Source organism: Agrobacterium rubi TR3 = NBRC 13261 (assembly GCF_000739935.1).
Lineage (GTDB): Bacteria > Pseudomonadota > Alphaproteobacteria > Rhizobiales > Rhizobiaceae > Agrobacterium > Agrobacterium rubi.
Genome location: NZ_BBJU01000036.1, coordinates 1 through 20,127 on the forward strand (window position 1 = coordinate 1; position 20,127 = coordinate 20,127).

Genomic DNA, 20,127 nt, shown 5'->3' on the forward strand with positions numbered 1-20,127 from the left:
GAATCAAGCTTCAAGCCGATCTGCCCTGCGAAGATCGAAACACGAAGACCGTTCCCGTAAACGGGTCCTTGTGCAGCTCGTTCTTAACCAGCGCCGCCAATCCATCATGCCCCTTACGGAAGTCTACGGGTTTGGTCGCCACCATGATCCGGACGCGGTTCGAGGGGAAGATCATATCGCCGCCGCCAGTGCACGCGCGATGGCAGCAATCCGGGCAACAGACGCACCTTCCTCAAGACGGATCGTGACCGGGCCGACAACAATCTCGGTGCGGCAAACTGGGTTGACACTCAGCGGCTCAGGCGCGGGCGTCTCGACGACTACGGCCGCGAATTCGACTGAGTCCTCCGGCTCAGGCAAAACCAGCTTGCCCTGCCGTGCCAGTGTTCGCCAGGTCGATAGGTGGTTGGCCTTCAGCCCGTGGCGGGCCGCAACTTCATTCACCGTCACACCTGGTCGCAAACTCTCCGACACGATGCGCGCCTTGATCTCATCCGGCCATTGACGATGCACCTCACGTCCGCTCCGCCGCGTTGTGAGAACCTCCAACGTAGCACCCATGGAGAAACTCCTTATCGCTCGTCCATGGAACTTCGATCACAGATCAGGCGACAGCGGGCAACGTGGGGGTGGAACAGCGGTTACGAAGCAAGCCTCAAAATAAACCCAATCAAATGGGGCGGAGACCGCGCTTACGACTTCCTCGACAGCTTTGTCGATGATGAAGAACTCGTCGCTCGCATCAAAGCGAAACCTACGCGGTAGCAATCGGGGGGTTACTCTCAAAGTAACTCTCTAATAAGATAAAGCGATGGCTGTGATAAACGTCGGGGATGCATTGTATTCGTCGAGTATCCAAATATGGTCGCCGGACACGTTGCCATTGACTTCTAGATAAAAATCATTCGGACCCGTTCTGTAAATGAAATACTTCTGCCGAACTTTTCCTTCAGCTGTATATGAAACAAGGAGTGCACCAGTACCATTGGTACACATTGAGATCTTTAGCACGGTTTTAGTTGCGCGATCGGGAGGCATTCGAATGAGTACTGGCTGTTTTGGATTGTCCCATCCGTCAATAACGAGCGCAGGCGCTGTTGATATTGCTGGCCAGTGAGCAACGCGATCCTGCCGTAAATCGAAGAGGGTACAAGCTCTTGCCATCTCTAGGTCAAGAAGTGGATAAATTAGGTAGCGCTCAGTGATCATAAACAACACCACGTCTGGCGCATAATCGCGGAGTAGCGCAGAGATGTTTGGCGGACGTCCCTCAACATTGACGTGGTGTGTACGTTGATAAGTCTCGCTAAAAGACGAAACTAGGTAGGGAGAAAGAAGGTCGCCAACAGAATCTCTCAGAATTAGCGCCCTCAGCCTAGAGGTCGACCCGTGACATCTCGTATCCACGGGTATTTCGCTTACATGAATCAATGCCGAACCAGGTTGAGTTCTCCAGTAACCACCGGGTGAACGAATTTCGAAATCAGGAAAAGAGTTTTCGAACTCTGGATAGTAAAAAGTATTTTCTCCAGGAATACCTGTTAAATTTGTAGCTTCGTTCCAATCATCAGATTCATGAATATCTAGAATTTTACCCGGATCGAACAACGCGTTCGCTGGACAGTGTAACGACAATCGCAATACCATTTGCTGCCAGGCTAGATACGCACCGTAACCGTTCCAATGTGAATCTCTTGGAGAGTAAGTGTGGGCTGTTTTTTTGCCATTCATCAACACCTGACGAAGATCTAATAGCTCTAGATCTTTCGCTATATTCATGATGCTGTCATGAACACTTGGCCGGGATCGTCCCTCTGGCGCAATCTCTCTGAGCAATTCAGGATATATAGACCACTTTGCTGGTCCTACCATAAATATACATGGTATCCCTCTTCTTTTGCACTGGCCATCTAAATGATACGCACTTTCAATCCAACGTGAGGCATGGTCCTCGTCTGGTTCATATGTGCCGCACGCTTGACTGAAGTCCTCTGCATATTTGTCTCCTAGAAAGAACCACCCATTCTCCAAGAAAATGCCATCTGCGGTGCTAAGAAATCTTTTGCTTGTCATCAATTATACAAACTCGTCACCTTATTGAAGGATAGATCCCTTGTTCGACAAGTCCGACATTTGGAGGCGCGGGTAACTGCTTTACTATAATGCAGAGGACCGAACAAAATTGGTATCTCTGCATCACAGGATCATAAGCTATGTTTTTTTAGAAGATTATTCGGTGCCTAGGACATCAATCGTAACAACAAGTATGATGACCATCTACAAAGTTCTCATGACTTAAAAAGCTCCTCGCATTTGAGAAAGTGTGCCGTTAAAATTTGCTTAACAACGCCTCTTCGCAAACCGTCTGCACCGCCTTTCCCATTCTTTCATAAAATTCATCATCATGGTTTACGTCATGTGGAGCTGCGCCTGATTCTAAGCTTTCTTGAGCTACGTGGTGCATAAAGAGACGCATAACATGATCGACACCCTCTTCCGTGACTTCACGCAAGCCCTCGTCATAATAACGTCCGCGATTGTAGTTGCCGGTGATTATCTCATAAGATGGAAAGTATCCCACATTTTCATGCTGTGATGTCGCCATCTCTGCTGCAACCCGCAAAACGGATTTGCTATACGTTGTACTCACAAGAACATGTTTTGAAGCAGCAGTCGCAGCCAGTGGAACCGGAGAAACAGTTAGAATAACGCGAATTTTCGGATTAATCGCTTTTAGCCTACCAATAAACTCATTTAGATCCTTCGAAACTTCATCAACTGACAGGTTTTTAAAACCGTATTTTGTTTCATCAAACTCGCCACCTGCAACGCCGGGACAAATTGGCAGCGCGGCCTCGTCAGATTTGCAGTACCAAAACTCAGTAAGACCGAGAGTGAATACGAAAACATCCGTGTCTTCAAACATTGTTCGAACATGAGACAAATGCTGCGCTCTGTCCTTCTCCATCTCATTTTCGTTCGCAAAGCCTTGCGGCTGTATTGCGGGCCTAAAGGGGTCGACCAACTTTCCGTCGGCCGTCTTCCATGCCGGTTCAACAGGTAGGAATTCACCGTATGCGCGCTTCATAAGTTGAAGCAATTGCCGAGTCGTGTATATATTGCCAAATCGTGCAGAGAATGTGCCGTAGTTGAACCTCGTTGGTATCTCGGAAGATATATTGAGCATAGGGTGAGCTGACTCTGGAACAAAATAGTTGTAACCACTGTTTCGCAGATGCCGAGCAATATGCTGCGCAAAGCAGCTGCCAGCAGTCGCGACTTTGTCATTGCGGTCGATTTGAAACGGAAAACCTACTACTGGGTCTACTTTAGAGTAGTGGACTTTTGCGATTGAACGCGACCAGCGAGTATAGTCCGGCATTTCGCTGTAAGGATTTGGGGTACGGTTCTTATTCATCGGATAAAGTCCCATCCTGCAAAGTGTCCACCAAGCGTCTTCTCTATCTCTTGGAACATCAGACCATAGTAGCTGAGATTACCATGCGTGGGGTCTCCACCTATGCAATCTTCTGCAAGCCACATATCATCTTTCATCGCCGATGATGGAGGATAAAGCACCTTGGCGCCTATTTGTTCGCATTTGGCAGCGAATATTTCGGAGTGAACCCTCCACGCCTTATAGCGAGTCAAACTCGCGGTCACAAGTGTTCCAGTTTGGGCCAAAATAGTGTCGTTTGCAACTATCTCGCCTACTAGAGCGTCGTTTTGGATCGTGGGTGGAGATATCACATGATAAACGTCAGCATCAACGCTGTTTCTCAAGCCTTCCAGATCTAAGAGAAAATTTTTGCAGTTATGCTCGATTGCATCGTGGACTGCTGCATGAGGTATTAACTCAAGGTTGTCGTCAACCAGTAGATCAGGCTCGCTAGGTAGTATGAAGTCATAAGCCCGAGCCGAGTGAAGCAACGTCAGGGCGTTGTGGGCATTACCTCCGAACGTAGAAATGTACACGATTTCTCGGTCTGGCGCGATCCTGGCCCTCACTCTGTCCAAAAGCTCTGGGTTGAACAATATCCTGCCACCTTCGATAATGCCGTAATGAAGCTTGGTCTCATCTTGATGAAATATGTTGCGATTGTTGTATACGTCGAAGACATAGTGTTCGATCGCTTTCCCAGTTTTATCCGTCGCAAGCTCCCTGTTGTAGAGGAAGGGAATGCCGGCCGCTAGGTGACTGTGACCGAAATGTATGGCTGCTATCGTCGTCATTCAGCACCTTCGCTAGAACATTAGTTGAAAATTCACACTGTTTAAAGCGACTAACAGGTTTGTGACAGCGTGTGAACTCAGCAATTTAAAAGTTAACACGTGATATTCAATCTGTCGTAAGCGCCTCAAACCGCGACTTTGGTCCTGCTCCAAATTACCACCGGCAGCGCGGGCGATATGATGATTTTTTCGTAAATCTGTCAGTTAGTCGCTTGGAAAAAACTTGCATTTCTGGGAGCTAGGTCAACGCCCTCTCTGTGCCTCTCTTACATAGTGAACAAGCGGGTTTTCGCCGGACGTTTGGAGTTCAGTAAAATGTGTTCGATAGTCTGCAACATCAAAGCTTCTGTTGGGCCAGCGGTCATCGTGCACTCCACGCAGTATAAAGTGCATTAGGGGGTTGGTACCACTGGATTTCACCAGAGGATTTTTATCGAGGTAAAATTTGCTGTCAAACGCCCAATGAGGATCTCGTCCCTCTTTACCGCCATACGAAAGGAAATGGGACAGCGGCTCAACGCCGTGCTTCACCACATCCTCGTTGTTCTTGAGATAGTACGTGGTGTCAAACAGTGGATGCGGGGAGAGGCCCAATCGCCATCCGGTAGTGACATAATCAACAAGCGGATTAACCACAGTTCGCCCAGCGACCTGCGCCATGTAAAAGCTTGCGTCGAATAATGGATGCGGATTTAACAGGCGCTTTGCTCCAACGGTCAGATAATGGACGAGCGAATTAAAAGATGTCTCGGTTTCCAAGTAGTTAGTCGCATAGGTTCTAGAATCGAATAGTATGGTGAGCTCTCTGCCTTCAGCCCATTCAAAGAACATATATTCTAAAACGTGGCGAGATAAGACAGCCTGATTTCCAGATTTTTTAGGAAGTTGTCTAATTTCAATCAAAAATTGCTTTATAAGTTCTGCGTCACGTCGAACATTCGTGACAAGCTCCCCTTTTGATCCGGGTAAAAATCTTGATGCCAAGGATCGATTGAAGCCACATAAGTCCATTAGTGTCTCAATACAAACATCTCGCTGATAGTGTAGATCAGGTCTGCTATGGTCATCGACGTCCATTGGTGGTGACGTGTTACCACAAATCTTCTGAAGAATGTTGAAATTGTCTACTTTCAAACGTTTGACGACAACGTCTGTGTAATCTGGGTTCATCTCTGAAAGTTTTGCTGCGAAACCAGCAGATTGGCTAAATCCCTCCTCCAAGGTCGTCGGGTAGCCACCTTCTTTCCAATTTTTTAGCATGTCTGCTTGCCAAGAAAATTCGCCAGGAATAAAGGACGACAAATGCTCAAGCTTATACTCTAACATTCCGTAGTTAAACTCGGCTTGTTCGTGGCTCAGAATCTGAGAAGTTGTATATCCCGCATCTTGCGAGCAATATGTGATCAACCGTTCCAGAACATGGGCGAGACCCCCATCGGTGTGGTTAGGTTCAGGGTTGAAGTCTGCCCATTTCCAAGGATGTTTAAAAAGCTTGCGCAGTGCTGCCGGCCTAAACCAAAACATAGTCCCGTATGCTGCGATCGGGGTGTTCGCGTCAAATTTAACCGACATATCCAGCATTTTTGCTATTTGAGTTGCTCTTGGTTTGTTTGTGAACCAAGCCTTGCCCATTGTGGGAAAGGAGATATGGACCACTGGTGGCACGGCCACCCCCGTCCATGGCTGAGATGCAAACATGTGAAGAACACTATCGACCAGCGCTTTAGAGCCAGCGATGTTTTCAAGCATATGGCGCTTAAACAACATGCCACGACCGCCTTCGATTTGAGGCGATTTTTTTGTATGTAGGCGTAAAACCAGATCATAGCGATCATCTAAGAAGAATTTTTTACACGAGATGAACAGAGCAGACATGTCCCGCCCTCTATTTTCCTCCACAACTAAGACATAGACATTCAAGTAACCGCTACGCTTTTCGAGCTCTTTTTCGATCTCCTTTTTCTTAGAAGTATCGCTTGTTGTGATAATGAGATCGAATGGAATGGTAATGTGCGACGCATAATCCAGGGTTTCATGCAGAAGTTCAGTATAGTAAATATGGGCACAGACCGCGACCTTCAAAGATATATTAGAGGGATCAAAGTTTTCGAGACCCGCTTGTGGAAAAACCTTTGTTAACCCTGCGTTTGTATTGAGCGTGCGTAGATTTGCTGAACGAAGTATATTTTTCCAGATAAATCCCTCATCATAATCTGAGGTTTCGCGCATAATGCGTAGAGCTCTCGGGAGATCGACCGCGTTTTGCTCCAGAAAAGATGAATCGTGAAAAAACACTCTTCGTTTTAGTATTGGGCAACGTCGCTCTAAACTCTGGTCTACGTTTATAAAGCAAGGATAAGGTGACGGGTAATCCTCGTCGTTGTCGTATACACCGCAAGCGTAACCAGCATCGATAAAATGTTGCGTGAACCTCGATTCATGTAGAAGTACAGAATCTACGTAACTTTCGATATTAGGAATTGTTTTCCAATATGATGAAAATTCTTCTGAATGAAGCAGTTCTCCGCGTACCGTAATGAAGTGAGAATTCAGATGCCTGTGCAATACGCCTTCGTTGGTAAACGGATTGGGAACAACCTCCTTGTGCGCGCTTATCCCCCAAAAGTCGACTTCAAGCGCGTCCATTTTGTCAAATAATTCTTTAAACGGGAAAATTGGACCGTAGAAAGTATGGTTTAAAAGTATAAGCTCGTCGTAGTCGGCCAGATTTTCATAACCGATAAACTCGATACCGTCCTTGTAGGCCCAGACGTCGAAGCCGACGTTCTCACGCTCTAATATCTCACAACCAAGCGACTTAAGTCGAAACTTCGTCTCAGACGACAAAGGAGTGTTAGACACGAAAACGTTGCGACTAACATATTCTTGGAGCTTTTCCACGAGGTAAAACATATATTCGTCAACAATGCCGTGTTCGTCGAAGAAAAATGTAATCGCAGCTCGTTTCACTTTACTATCCGCTTCATGTTTGAGCATCCCTCTTGGAGATGTAAAATGCTGAGTATGCGAGCAAAAACCTCTCGTACACAGCTGAATTTCTAGAGATGTTTACGCAACTGGCGGGAACCCGTTTTCCCTAACCGTTTTTGAAGTGCCATAAACACACACGGGTTATCAATACCCTTATTTCAATTCGGAAGAAATCCTATAACCTTTGTATCGGTCAGTGAGCGCAGCCGCCCCCTTATCGCGATTGGCGTCCCAACAGACGAGCAGTTTCAGGTTGATATCAGCAGTGGGGACTTAAAAAATGTTGTCTTCGCCCACCTAGCATGTGTTGAACGAGCAGGGGATAAACATGAATCTTATCGTGCTGTAATCGAATAGCGTTGTATTCGGCAACGGGTTGGATATTGAGTTGGCTAGGTCTTGAGGACGAATTTGGCAACAATTACGATTGGGAAGAAGTTGAGCAGAAGTTGCATTATAACTGGAGGCGCGGGGTTCATCGGAACCGCTATCTCATCCAAACTAGCCTCAGTTTTTGATCGAGTGGTGATTGTCGACAATTTTCACCCTCAGGTTCACGAAGATAGTAGACGCCCCGCCAATCTTGACCCGAGAGTGGATGTGGTGGTCGGTAACGTCGCAGATTCGGCGACTTGGGACAATCTACTGCCTACCGTTGCGCCTGATCTGGTCATACATCTAGCAGCGGAAACGGGTACGGCACAATCACTGAGTGAAAGTACACGTCACGCCTTTGTAAATGTCGTTGGCTCATCTCAGATGCTCGATGCATTTCTTCGCCATTCGGTGGTCCCAAGGCGCATTTTACTTGCATCTAGCCGGGCAGTGTACGGCGAGGGAGAATGGGTCGATGGCCTAGGCAATCGAAGCTATCCTGGGCAGCGTTCTAAGGCTATGCTAGATCAGAAAATTTGGGATTTCCCAGGTCTTAAGTGCCTTCCGTTCGATTCTTTTACAACACACCCCCGGCCAACTAGTGTCTATGGCGCAACTAAGCTCGCACAGGAAAACATTTTCGGTTCGTGGGCAAAGTCGTTTGGCGTTGACCTGGCGATTTTGCGCCTTCAGAATGTTTATGGCCCAGGTCAATCGCTCACCAACTCCTACACGGGCATCGTTCCATTTTTCATGAGAATGGCACGCAAAAAGCAAAGCATTCCTGTGTATGAAGACGGGGAAATTATCCGAGATTTTATCTATATCGATGATGTGGCCGAAGCCATTTTGCTATTCGCTAGGTCGGAGGGCAACTTTGAAACTATATACGACGTCGGCTTAGGCCGTCCGATCTCCCTCTACTTCCTCGCCCAAAAAATCGCGGACTGTTATGGCGCGCCGTCTCCTCACATAACCGGGCAATATCGACATGGTGACGTCAGGCACGCGAGCTGCTCGATGGAGAGAACGGTTGCTCGTCTAGGCTGGTCTCCCATTTGGGGTGTTGACAAGAGTATCGAGGCACTTCGTCTGTGGATTGAGGAAAAACTGGGAGACGGCGCGCGCGAATAATTGACGGTCCGCCTTACGCCAATAATCAACTGAATTTTTGAAATTCATTAAGCGGTTGCTGGAGGGGGCAAGGCGATGCGGTTCTGCAAGCGCTTGGATCATTTCATAAGCTAGCGACCCTTTTCTGATCGCGTGTCAAAGCTGATGTTCGAGACCTGCGACATATAGCTTGCAATATCTGATCGACAAAGTACAACCTCCCGCAACTTGAACCGTCAATAATTGGGCTCCATGGATCACACAATTGCACTAATTAAACCGAAAAGATTTGGTGACGCACGTGGTTGGTTTACAGAAGTTTATAGTGAACAGACTTTCGAAAATTTCGGTATCACCAACAGGTTCGTTCAGGACAATCATTCGTTGTCAGTGCCTGCCGGCACGATCCGCGGCCTCCATTTTCAAACTCCGCCATTTGGCCAGGCCAAATTGGTGCGTTGCATTCGTGGGAGCATTTTCGACGTCGCTGTGGATGTGAGAAACGGTTCTCCGAGCTACGGGAAATGGGTTGGCGTCGAATTATCTCAAGAGAATGGTCACCAGCTATATATACCGGTTGGATTTGCGCACGGGTTCATGACCCTGCAGCCCGACACAGAGGTTTGTTATAAAGTCACCGCAGGATATGCGCCGAAAAATGATGGTGGCATTCGCTGGGATGATGGAGATATCGGCATCGAATGGCCATTCACTCCCGATGTAACAGCAACGCTGAGTGACAAAGATCTTAAGCTGCCGACCTTAGCCGAATTTGAAAGCCCGTTTTCATATGAAACGCACGGCAATGAGCCGCTAAAGCTTGTGGAACTTTGAGGCAAAAACGGCAGGCATTTCGCAATGATGAGGTTATCAGCGGTCGTTTGCACAGGTAACGCATGACTAAATATGTATGACGCATCGTTCGGCGCTGGAGCTATTACGTATGCAGCTTGTGGAAATGTTCGCTGCAGGATTAAAGGGATTTCGTGATGAGCACAAAAGGTATAATTCTGGCTGGTGGCACAGGAACAAGACTGCACCCAGCCACACTGGCGGTAAACAAGCAGCTGATTCCGGTCTATGACAAGCCAATGATTTACTATCCCTTGTCGGTGCTGATGCAGGCTGGCATCCGGGAGGTGCTTATCATCTCGTCGCCTGAATCTCTGGACAGCTATCGCACTTTGTTCGGTGACGGATCAAAATGGGGAATGCTGATTTCCTACGCATTGCAACCAAGCCCTGATGGGTTGGCTCAGGCGTTCACAATAGGTGCGGACTTTATCAATGGCTCGCCCGTATCGCTGGTCTTGGGTGACAACATTTTTTTCGGTGCCGGCCTTGAAAAGCTGTTGTTGAGTGCGAAAGCACGGCAGCATGGAGCGACAGTCTTTACATACGAGGTCGATGATCCTCATCGCTATGGAATTGTTGAACTGGATGAAACGGGTCGACCGATCCATATCGTCGAAAAGCCTGCACATCCCAAATCTAACCTCGCTGTGACCGGACTTTATTTCTACGATGAGACCGTCGTGGAACGTGCCAGAAGCATCAAGCCTTCGGCTCGAGGCGAATACGAAATCACAGACCTCAATCAATTGTATCTTGAAGACGGCAGCCTGCACATAGAACGCATGTCTCGCGGTTACGCCTGGCTTGACACAGGCACGCACGATAGCTTGCTGGAGGCCTCCGAATTTGTACGCACAATCCAGCATCGACAGGGCACACACATTGCGTGCATTGAAGAAATCGCTTTCAACAACGGCTGGATTTCGGTGGATACTCTCGTTGAGTACGGGCATAAGTTCTCAAAAACTGTGTATGGCAGATATTTGCTGAAAATCGCCAGTTCGAACCCAGTGGTTGGATAAATCTATAAGGGATTAAGCATGCGTGTTCTTGTTACAGGTGGAGCAGGATTTATCGGTTCAGCGCTGGTACGCTACCTCGTAAAAGAGGTGGGTGCAGAGGTACTTACCGTCGATAAATTGACATATGCTGGAAACCTGGCGTCGCTGAGCAGCGTCGATGGCGCTTTGAACCATCGTTTTTTGAAAGCCGACATCTGCGATGCCGTTGCAATGCGGCAAGCCTTTGAAGAATTTCAACCCAATCTCGTCATGCATCTTGCGGCAGAAAGCCACGTTGACAGATCCATAACGGGTGCAGCAGATTTCATTCAAACCAACGTCGTTGGCACGTTTACTTTGTTGGAAACTGCCCGTGGGTACTGGAACAGCCTGTTACCCTCAGACAAGCAGGCGTTCCGGTTTCTACATGTTTCGACAGACGAGGTTTACGGTTCACTCGGCGAAGATGGCCTGTTTGAAGAGACCACGCCATACGACCCGTCGTCACCTTACTCCTCCTCAAAAGCGGCCAGCGACCACTTGGCTGTAGCCTGGCACAGAACATATGGACTTCCGGTTGTTGTTTCAAATTGCTCGAACAACTACGGGCCGTATCATTTTCCAGAAAAACTCATACCTCTGACAATTCTCAACGCTCTCGAGGGTAAAAACATACCGATATACGGGAGTGGCGTGAATATTCGCGATTGGCTATTTGTCGATGATCACGCACGCGCTTTGTATCTGATCGCAACGCGAGGACGCACAGGCGAAAAGTACAATGTGGGCGGCCGTAATGAGCGCCGCAATGTGGATGTTGTCGAGCGCATATGCAGCTTGATGAACCAACTGCGCCCGAAGAATGAGTCTTATGAGAAGCTGATCGTAAATGTAACGGATCGGCCTGGCCATGATGCTCGTTACGCCATTGATGCGACCAAGTTGGAAAATGAGCTTGGTTGGAAAGCACAAGAAAACTTTGATTCGGGCATAGAAAAAACCGTTCGATGGTATCTGGAAAACGAGTGGTGGTGGAAGCCATTGCGAGACGGAGTTTATACCGGGGAACGCCTCGGCATTGTCAAAGCTGTATAGCTGTTCGCGCTGAGCGTTTGACTGGTCGGAGTTGAAAGTGGCCTCTTCAAGAGGCACAAGGGAAATTGTGCCTTTGTCGGCAGTATGACCACTTTTCGAGTTGCGACTGCCATGAACTACGAAACATAAGGGTAGGAAATTTGAAGTATCTTGTGACCGGCGGCGAAGGTTACGTGGGACGTTATGTTGCACGTTGGCTTATTGAAAATGGGCATACCGTTGTCCTTACCTCGCGGCGGGGGACAACCCAAATTTCAGGTGCAGAGGTTGTTCACGTAGATATTTTGAATTCCACCAGCGATATTTTCGAGCAGGTTGGCCGTCCCGACGTACTGATCCATCTTGCTTGGGAGGATGGTTTCCGCCACACGAGCGATAAACATCTGAAAAACTTGCCCGGCCACATTAGCTTCATCCGAAATATGCTTGAAGGCGGATTGAAGCATGTCGTTGGACTAGGGACGATGCATGAGGTTGGATATCACGTTGGTCCGATTTCTGAAAATACGCCAACATCCCCACAACATGCTTATGGAATTGCAAAAGATCATCTCCGTCTTGTACAGGAACTCTACTGCAAAGAGTTTTCTGCCGTGAGCCAGTGGTTGAGATGTTACTATATTTATGGTGATGACGAACTCAATAATTCAATTTTCGCGAAGTTGCTGCAAGCCGTGCAAGACGGGAAAGACGCATTCCCGCTGAATAGCGGTGAGCTTCTTTATGACTTCATACATGTGAAAGATCTCGGCGCACAAATCGGCGCTGTGTCGACACAGACAGACGTCGTGGGAGTTATAAATTGCTGCTCCGGGGAGCCGACGAGTTTGAAAACAATGGTCTACCGCTTTGTAAAAATGCACTCTCTCAATATCAAACTTGATTGGGGCAAATTCCCATTGCGTCCATATGACTCGAGAGCGGTTTGGGGTGATAGTGAGAAGCTAACCAAGGCGCTTACTGCGGCAAATGTTACCGTTGATCATTAGAATTCGAGGATGAGCAACGGAGAACCGTTTTGGAAATCCTCATAGTGTGGACAATTGGATGCCTGGTTTCGGCTTAGGATTGAACTCCTTGATCCAGTCGTCAAATCGGCAATGTAGTAAGCCATCAGCAGAGCACGAAGCGTTATTTCTGAAGAAAAAATTGACGCGCTGCGGTGCGAGTTTAATCGCTTGAAGCCTGCAAGTCATCTGATTGATGACTTGCAGGCGGGTAACACCCATCGATTTCACGTGATATTTGATGTTGTCAAACGTTTGCGTGGATATTCGATTCCGGCTGATAGAGATACAGCGGTGCCATGGTGGACTGTGGGCGATTGGCGCCCGGCCCCGCCGCCTTGAGCTGGTTTCTTCAAACACGGGCTAGAAATATGATACTCTCGTGGTTCTTCACCCGCCCCATGAGGCCCCAGTGATTCTCTCCCTTTCCGGCGTTCGTAAATCCTACATGACGACGGAGGGGCCATTAGAGATACTGAAAGGTATCGACCTTGATGTTGCGGCCGGCGAGAGCGTGGCTCTGACGGGTGAGTCCGGCAGCGGCAAGAGCACACTTCTTCATCTGGCGGGTGGACTAGATCATGCGGATGGCGGCTCGGTGGTGATGGGAGGGCAGGATCTTGCGTCGTTTGATGACGGCGCGCGTGCCAAATATCGCCGAACCCAGGTTGGCCTCGTATTTCAGCAATTTAACCTGATCCCGTCCTTGGATGTTGCGGCGAACATCTCATTTCACGCCAAGCTCGCCGACAGGTACGACCCGGCCTGGGAAGCTGCTCTTACGCGAGAACTGGGCTTGAGCGCTTATCTCGCCAGATATCCGGAACAGCTTTCTGGCGGCCAACAACAGCGCGTCGCGATTGGAAGAACGCTCGCGGCAAGGCCTCCTCTCATCCTGGCAGACGAAGCCACCGGAAATCTCGATGAGACCACCGGCGATACGGTGCTGGATCTGATGTTGTCGCTCGCACGCAACGCCGGGTCTGGGCTTCTCCTCGTCACCCACTCGTCCCGATTAGCGGAACGGCTGGATCGGAAAGTCATCCTGCGCAGCGGGCGGATTGCCGGATGAGGCTTGTCGCATTCACGGCCTTGCTGTCACATTGGCGTCGCAAGCCGCTGCAATTGCTGACACTGGTAATGGGTATCGCGCTGGCAACGGCGCTCTGGTGCGGCGTGCAGGCCATCAATGCCGAGGCGCGCGCCAGCTATGATCGGGCTGCATCCGTTCTGGAGCAGGGTGCTTTGTCTCAAGTGGTGTCGCAAGACGGCACCGGTATCTCGGTCTTGTCCTACGGCAATCTGCGCCGTGCAGGGTGGAATGTCTCTCCCGTCATCGAGGGCATATATCGGTTCGGCACGTCACGCATCACGCTGATCGGCATCGATCCGCTCAGCATGCCGAAGGAAGGGCAGGTGGCGACGGTTTCTGATGGGGCTGATCTTCTGGCGTTCCTCTCGCCCGCCGGCGAGTTCGTGGTCTCGGAGGCAACGGCAGAACAGCTGCGTGGCAAAACGGATATGGGTCTCAAGATATCAGATAGCGTGCCGGATGATGCCGCCTTCGTGGATATCTCGGTGGCTGACCGGCTGCTGGAGACACATGGCAAGATCACCCGCCTCGTCGTCGCCCGTGAACAAAAGCCTGGACTGGCACCCATCGAAAACATTGCACCCGAACTGACGCTGCGCGAAAACAACGATCAGCCGGATGTCGCCCGTCTCACAGATAGCTTCCACCTCAACCTCACGGCGTTCGGTTTCCTCTCCTTTGTCGTCGGCCTCTTCATCGTCTATTCGGCCACCGGATTGACGTTCGAACAGCGACGGGGAACATTTCGAACATTGCGGTCCCTCGGCGTTTCGTTACCTTCGCTCACAACCATGCTGCTCATCGAACTCGCAGGATTGGCGCTTATCTCCGGCCTCATCGGCGTCGTCATGGGCTATTTCATCGCCTCGGCTCTCATGCCCGGCGTGGCGACTACCCTGCGCGGTCTCTATGGCGCAAGCGTGCCCGGCTCCTTAACGATACGACCGGAGTGGTGGGCAACAGGGCTGGCGATAGCGCTTGGCGGAACGGCGATCTCGTCGGCACAAAGCCTGTGGCGCGTCTGGACATTGCCCATCCTTACGGCCGCCCAGCCCAGGGCCTGGGCAAGAGCTTCGGCAAGAACACTGACCTATCAGGTAGCAGTGGCAGCAGCATTGTTGGCTCTCGGGGTCATATTGGCTGCCATCGGGTCCGGGCTTGTCGTGGGATTCGCGGTGCTGGGCTGCCTGCTGCTGGGCGCCGCCCTCCTGCTGCCGGGTCTTCTCGCCATCGGCCTGTCCCTCGCAGAACGCCTTTCTAAACGGGCTCTGACACAATGGTTCTGGGCAGACACCCGCCTGCAATTGCCAGGCCTCTCGCTCGCGCTGATGGCGCTTTTGCTGGCATTGTCGGCGAATATCGGCGTCGGAACCATGGTCTCAAGTTTCCGGCTGACATTTCTGGGGTGGCTGGATCAACGGCTGGCAGCGGAACTTTACGTCACCGCCCAGGATGAGGAGCAAGCCAAACGACTCCGGCAATGGCTTCCACAGCACGCCACAGCGGTGCTCCCTATCTGGAGCGTCGAGCGCGATGTGCTGGGGGAGCAACTGCAAATCTTCGGCGTTGCTGATGATCCAACCTACCGCGACCATTGGCCCTTGATCGTGGCTGACGCAGATGCGTGGGACAAGATCGCTGCGGGCACCGGCGCCCTCATCAATGAGCAGATGTGGCGCCGCGGCGATGCAAAGCTGGGCCAGGCCATCCCCATGCCCGGCGGCTGGAACGTCACTGTGGTGGGAACCTATTCGGACTACGGCAATCCCAAAGGGCAGGTCATCGTCGGAATAGACAGCCTGGTCACACATTATCCGGATGTTCCCAAACTCCGCTACGGCGTCCGGGTACCGCCAGACCGCGCGCAAGATCTCAAGGCACAGATCGTCAGCGAGTTCGGCCTCCCGCAAACCGCAGTCATCGATCATGCGTCCCTCAAGCAGCAATCGAGGGCCATTTTCGAGCAGACGTTCACCGTCACCGGCGCCTTGAATGTGTTGACGCTTGGCGTCGCCGGTTTCGCAATGTTCGCCAGTCTGCTCACACTGTCCGGCATCCGCCTACCCCAGCTGGCACCGCTCTGGGCCATAGGCATCCGGCGGCGAGATTTGGCATTTTATGAGGTCGCCCGCACTTTGGCCCTGTGGCTCGCCACATTTGTTGCCGCCATCCCTGTTGGTCTTGGTTTGGCGTGGGTACTGTTGGCAATCGTCAACGTGCAAGCCTTCGGCTGGCGTCTGCCGATGACAGTCTTCCCGCTGGATTGGGTTTGGCTGGGCTCAATAGCGTTTGTTGCTGCTCTCTTATCGGTCGCCGTGCCTGTTCGTCGCTTGGCAACGATCAACCCCGCAGATTTGCTCAGGATTTTCGCCAATGAACGCTAGAAAGTGGGTCGCGATTCTGGCCGCAATTTTCATGGCTGCCTCCGCTGGCAGTAGCCAGGGCCAAGGCTTCGCCGGGCTCGGTTCCGATGCAGAGGGTTTCTCAGTGCCTCAACAAGGACATGAATTGTCCTTCCCGGCAGACCACGGCGCTCACCCCGATTATCGGATCGAATGGTGGTACGTAACAGCCAATCTCCAAGGCAAAGACGGCAAAAGATATGGGGCCCAATGGACGCTGTTCCGGTCAGCCCTGGCACCCGGAAGCGGCGAGGGATTTTCAGATCCCCAGGTTTGGATCGGCCACGCAGCTCTCACCACGGATGACCACCACTATTTCGCTGAACGTCTCGGCCGGGGAGGCGTCGGGCAGGCAGGGGTCAGCATTGCACCCTTTGAAGCCTGGATCGATGATTGGCAGATGAAGGGCGCAACACCGTCGACATCGGACCAACTGGATGACCTTACCCTCACAGCCAACGGGAGCGATTTCAGCTACAGCCTGAACCTGGACGCAAACGGACCTCTTGTTCTGCAAGGAGATCGCGGCTTCTCCGTAAAATCTGGGGCGGGCCAGGCCAGCTATTATTACTCGCAACCCTCCTATCACGTGTCCGGGGCCATCAAGCTAGCCGGCTCTGATGTGAAGGTCACAGGCAAGGCATGGCTGGACCGGGAGTGGTCCTCCCAGCCACTTGCGAACAATCAAACGGGGTGGGATTGGTTTTCTCTCCATCTGGACACGGGTGAGAAGCTGATGGCTTTCCGGCTCCGCGATGACAAGGATGGGTTTATCTCGGCGAACTGGGTATCTAATGACGGACAGACTACCCCGCTGTCGAAGGACGACGTTCGTCTAGAACCCATAAGACGAGCTAAGGTAGACGGGCGTGACATCCCGGTTGGCTGGCGTATCCAAATTCCGAACAAGTCTCTGGACATCACAACCCAGCCTTTGAACGACCAATCGTGGATGGCAACCTCGCCGCCATACTGGGAGGGTCCGATTAGCTTCGGAGGTAGCACAACGGGTGTTGGGTATCTTGAAATGACCGGCTATTAGCGGCCGGGCGCTTCTTTGCCAAGGGTAGAATTTCTCTCTCTGCGTTCAAGTAGGCTGTCTTTTTACGCTTTCGTTCTCCTTTATTCCGGAGGAGCTGTTTGATAGGAGTTGACGTCAAATTGCTACGGATTAAGCCGGATCGCCAATTCAACATTCAAGACCCCGGGAAAAAGTCACGAGGCTTTTCGACTTAGAGCTGCTATTCCCCTTTTGGATCGGCTTTGTGATGGAGGGGAAATTTCGGAGTATCGTGCATCGTCGACACGCGAGAACGACGATAGTGCCACCCGTTCGTCGTCTCAGTGGGAAAGACGAAACGCCTGGCTGCATGTTGCGAAGACTGCGCAGAAGTCGGGCGACTGATGAGGGCACGTTTTAGCTCGCGGCACCCAGACCGGTATTGAAACAGCCGCGCAGATGGGGGCTGACGAACCGCAACGTAAGCCTTTATCTGATTGGTCCCAATGCCATACTGGCATTTCTTGCGATTGTTGTTTTGTTTGAACTGTGTAAGATTCTTCAATGCGACACCCTAGAGAGTCGATACCGTTACGACGAGCCAATCAGAACCTGTTGCCATGATGAAGTCTTCCCTCGATCATATCCCGCCCCGAAAGCAACGCGAGCTTGCCCGTGCGCTGGAAATCCTGCACGAGGAGTTCGAGGATGCAATGGGCGAGGGAACAGCCGAATTCAAGAAGCGTGGACGCATCCTGAAAATCATCCTGTTCGGCTCTTACGCCCGCGGCACCTTTGTCGACGAGCCGCATACGATGAAGGGCTATCGCTCTGATTTTGATTTGCTCGTCATCGTCAACAATCGCAAGCTGACCGACTTTGCCGAATACTGGTACAAGGCAGCCGATCGTTTGATCCGCGATAGCTTTATAGAGACGCCGGCACAGTTCATCGTTCACTCACGCCGTGAGGTGAACACGCAGCTGAAGGAAGGGCATTACTTCTTCTCGGATATTCGCAAGGAAGGTATCGTTCTCTACGAGCTCGACGATGAGCCATTGGCTGAGCCGAAGCCGCTGACTGCAGAGGAGCGATTGAGAGTGGCGCGGGAGCATTTTGATCAGCGGTACGCTGAGGCAAATGTCGTGCTTGAAACCGCTCGCTTTCAGCTTGGTGAATCGCGGAAACAAGGTGGCGCTTGGACGAATTGGTCAGCTTTCAGTCTTCATCAAGCAATCGAGCAATTGTACTCTTGCGTTCTGTTGACACTGACAAACTACGGGCCTGCGTCACATAACATCAAGTTTCTGCGCTCGCTTGCGGAAGAGCAGGACTTCCGATTGGTGGAAGCCTTTCCTCGCGATCAGCACCGAGAGCGGGCTTGGTTCAACACTGTCAATGAAGCCTACGTGAAGGCTCGGTATTCGAAGCATTTCGAGATCAGCGAGGAAGCGCTTGTCTGGCTCGGAGAGCGGACGGCGCATCTCCTTGAATTGGTGAAGGTTGTTTGTGACGAGCACATCGGACAGCTGGAGCGTGACGTGCCGACTGGGCAAGGATAACGGCAGGCAGTGATCAGTCGGCGAGCCTTACAGGCCCAAATCAATCCTGTCCCAGCGCGTAGTGTGGCTGGATTTCGTAGGCAACTGTAATTTCCGGTAGGATTGGTTTAGAGCAACCCTGAAGTACGGGACTCCAGATTTGATGAACCTGGACGCCGATCAAACCGCGACACTCCCCTGGTTTCATTCGCTGTTCACTACATTCGAAACCCTGTCGCACGCCGAATTCTCTGGCCGCTTTTATCAGACCTTTGCGCAATTTCGTTCTTGACAACTCAAGTGTCGTGGTTGTTTATACGTATTAGCAGCTAATACGTATTAGCAGAATTATGGGCTTTGGAATTCGAAACATGACGATCACTAAGCGTCTGACACAACACGATATTGCGAAACTGGCAGGCGTTAGTCAGGCCACCGTATCGCTTGTTGTAAATGGCACTCCAACGGCATTGGCCCGAATTCCGGCCGATACGCGTGAGCGGATACAGGAAGTCATTCGCTCCACTGGTTATGTTGCTGATCCCATTGCCCGGCGCATGGCGAAGGGGCTCAACCGCATCCTTGGCGTCTTTACGTACGAGCCTGCTTTTCCAAGCGCGCAGGCCGATTTCTTCACGCCATTCCTGCTTGGCATAGAGGAAGAGGCGCAGCAGCAGAATTACGACTTGCTCCTCCTGACCAGCGCCGGTGTCGGCAACAATCGCAAGATTTTCTCCGAGGGCAACCGGCTGCGCATTGCCGACGGCTGCCTAGTCCTCGGGCGCGAATTCGATCGCAAGGAACTCGCCAGGCTGGTTGCGGAAGATTACCCGTTCGTGGCGATTGGTCGACGAGAGGACGCTGGGGGACCCGTTCCATACGTCGGCGGCGATTATGCCGCTGGCACCCGCGCGCTGGTAGACAAGGCTGGATCGCTCGGACATTCGAAGTTCGCCTATATCGGGCCGGAAGGACCAGCTGAATCCATTGCCGACCGCTGGCTCGGTTTCAATGCGGCGCTGACCTCCCAAGCGCAACTGGTGGCCCATATCGGCTCCGTCAATCGTCCTGCCGACGAGATTCTGGATGTCATACTGTCGTCTGGAGCTACGGCTGCCTTCTTCATTGAACTGGCCGACGCAGTGCGTGTTGAAGGTCTGGCACGCGAGCGTGGAATCATGGTTCCACGCGATCTATCGATGATCGTGTTGGGCAGCCATATTCGCGCCAGTCGCAGTCCAATACGCTTCACCTCCTACGATATTCCGCGCGAGGAAATGGGCAGGCGGGCAACCGCCATGTTGGTGAACCGCATCGAGACTGGCAGCAGCGGCGAGCAGATCCTTCTTCCATGTGATCCGGTCGACGGCGAAACCCTCGGGCTAGCCCCTTCAATTCCCACAACAGGAAGGATGTAAATA

15 protein-coding genes and 1 pseudogene are annotated in these 20,127 nt (G+C 51.3%); 10 read left to right on the forward strand and 6 right to left on the reverse strand.

Annotated features, from left to right (window positions below; all coding sequences use genetic code 11):
* Positions 1–25 precede the first annotated feature (25 nt).
* From tnpB to RRU01S_RS25120, 6 genes and pseudogenes are all read right to left on the reverse strand, one after another.
* A pseudogene (gene tnpB, locus RRU01S_RS26015) lies at positions 26–175 on the reverse strand (IS66 family insertion sequence element accessory protein TnpB); the annotation flags it as partial.
* The gene (gene tnpA, locus RRU01S_RS23945; RefSeq protein WP_045232749.1) at positions 172–561 is read right to left on the reverse strand and encodes an IS66-like element accessory protein TnpA; all 390 of its coding nucleotides are present in this window, start codon (positions 559–561) and stop codon (positions 172–174) included. The gene tnpA and the pseudogene tnpB, both read right to left, overlap by 4 nt.
* A gap of 234 nt (positions 562–795) precedes the next feature.
* Positions 796–2,073, reverse strand: a complete 1,278-nt coding sequence (locus tag RRU01S_RS25655) for an alginate O-acetyltransferase AlgX-related protein (protein WP_081880198.1) — start codon at positions 2,071–2,073, stop codon at positions 796–798.
* A gap of 256 nt (positions 2,074–2,329) precedes the next feature.
* The gene (locus RRU01S_RS23955; RefSeq protein WP_045232751.1) at positions 2,330–3,418 is read right to left on the reverse strand and encodes a GSCFA domain-containing protein; all 1,089 of its coding nucleotides are present in this window, start codon (positions 3,416–3,418) and stop codon (positions 2,330–2,332) included.
* Positions 3,415–4,233 carry a hypothetical protein gene (locus tag RRU01S_RS23960; RefSeq protein WP_045232752.1) on the reverse strand — a complete coding sequence of 273 codons (819 nt, stop codon included), beginning with the start codon at positions 4,231–4,233 and terminating at the stop codon, positions 3,415–3,417. The genes RRU01S_RS23955 and RRU01S_RS23960 overlap by 4 nt, the downstream gene beginning before the upstream one ends.
* 243 nt (positions 4,234–4,476) lie before the next feature.
* Positions 4,477–7,203, reverse strand: coding sequence for a rhamnan synthesis F family protein (locus RRU01S_RS25120; protein ID WP_165572273.1), 2,727 nt, complete (start codon positions 7,201–7,203; stop codon positions 4,477–4,479).
* Positions 7,204–7,635: 432 nt separating this feature from the next.
* Here RRU01S_RS25120 and RRU01S_RS23970 point away from each other — a divergent pair, with 432 nt between their 5' ends.
* The 10 genes from RRU01S_RS23970 (at position 7,636) to RRU01S_RS24015 (ending at position 20,124) form a co-directional block, all read left to right on the forward strand.
* Entirely contained in the window at positions 7,636–8,733 is a 1,098-nt protein-coding gene (locus tag RRU01S_RS23970; protein WP_234936254.1) for an NAD-dependent epimerase/dehydratase family protein, read from the forward strand.
* 231 nt (positions 8,734–8,964) lie between these two features.
* Complete coding sequence (gene rfbC, locus RRU01S_RS23975) at positions 8,965–9,546, forward strand: dTDP-4-dehydrorhamnose 3,5-epimerase (protein ID WP_045232753.1); 582 nt, start codon at positions 8,965–8,967, stop codon at positions 9,544–9,546.
* Positions 9,547–9,701: 155 nt separating this feature from the next.
* A complete protein-coding gene (gene rfbA, locus RRU01S_RS23980) occupies positions 9,702–10,589 on the forward strand; it encodes a glucose-1-phosphate thymidylyltransferase RfbA (RefSeq protein WP_045232754.1) in 888 nt (295 codons plus the stop codon).
* Between the two features lie 18 nt (positions 10,590–10,607).
* Positions 10,608–11,663, forward strand: coding sequence for a dTDP-glucose 4,6-dehydratase (gene rfbB, locus RRU01S_RS23985; protein ID WP_045232755.1), 1,056 nt, complete (start codon positions 10,608–10,610; stop codon positions 11,661–11,663).
* A 140-nt stretch (positions 11,664–11,803) separates the two neighbouring features.
* Positions 11,804–12,652, forward strand: coding sequence for an NAD-dependent epimerase/dehydratase family protein (locus RRU01S_RS25660; protein ID WP_165572274.1), 849 nt, complete (start codon positions 11,804–11,806; stop codon positions 12,650–12,652).
* A gap of 430 nt (positions 12,653–13,082) precedes the next feature.
* Positions 13,083–13,742 carry an ABC transporter ATP-binding protein gene (locus RRU01S_RS23995; protein ID WP_045232780.1) on the forward strand — a complete coding sequence of 220 codons (660 nt, stop codon included), beginning with the start codon at positions 13,083–13,085 and terminating at the stop codon, positions 13,740–13,742.
* Positions 13,739–16,147: an ABC transporter permease gene (locus RRU01S_RS24000; protein WP_045232756.1), complete on the forward strand. Its 2,409-nt coding sequence runs from the start codon at positions 13,739–13,741 to the stop codon at positions 16,145–16,147. The genes RRU01S_RS23995 and RRU01S_RS24000 overlap by 4 nt, the downstream gene beginning before the upstream one ends.
* The gene (locus RRU01S_RS24005; protein ID WP_045232757.1) at positions 16,137–17,207 is read left to right on the forward strand and encodes a lipocalin-like domain-containing protein; all 1,071 of its coding nucleotides are present in this window, start codon (positions 16,137–16,139) and stop codon (positions 17,205–17,207) included. The genes RRU01S_RS24000 and RRU01S_RS24005 overlap by 11 nt, the downstream gene beginning before the upstream one ends.
* 578 nt (positions 17,208–17,785) lie before the next feature.
* Positions 17,786–18,727, forward strand: a complete 942-nt coding sequence (locus tag RRU01S_RS24010) for a nucleotidyltransferase and HEPN domain-containing protein (RefSeq protein ID WP_045232758.1) — start codon at positions 17,786–17,788, stop codon at positions 18,725–18,727.
* 350 nt (positions 18,728–19,077) lie between these two features.
* The gene (locus RRU01S_RS24015) at positions 19,078–20,124 is read left to right on the forward strand and encodes a LacI family DNA-binding transcriptional regulator (protein WP_045232759.1); all 1,047 of its coding nucleotides are present in this window, start codon (positions 19,078–19,080) and stop codon (positions 20,122–20,124) included.
* Positions 20,125–20,127 lie beyond the last annotated feature (3 nt).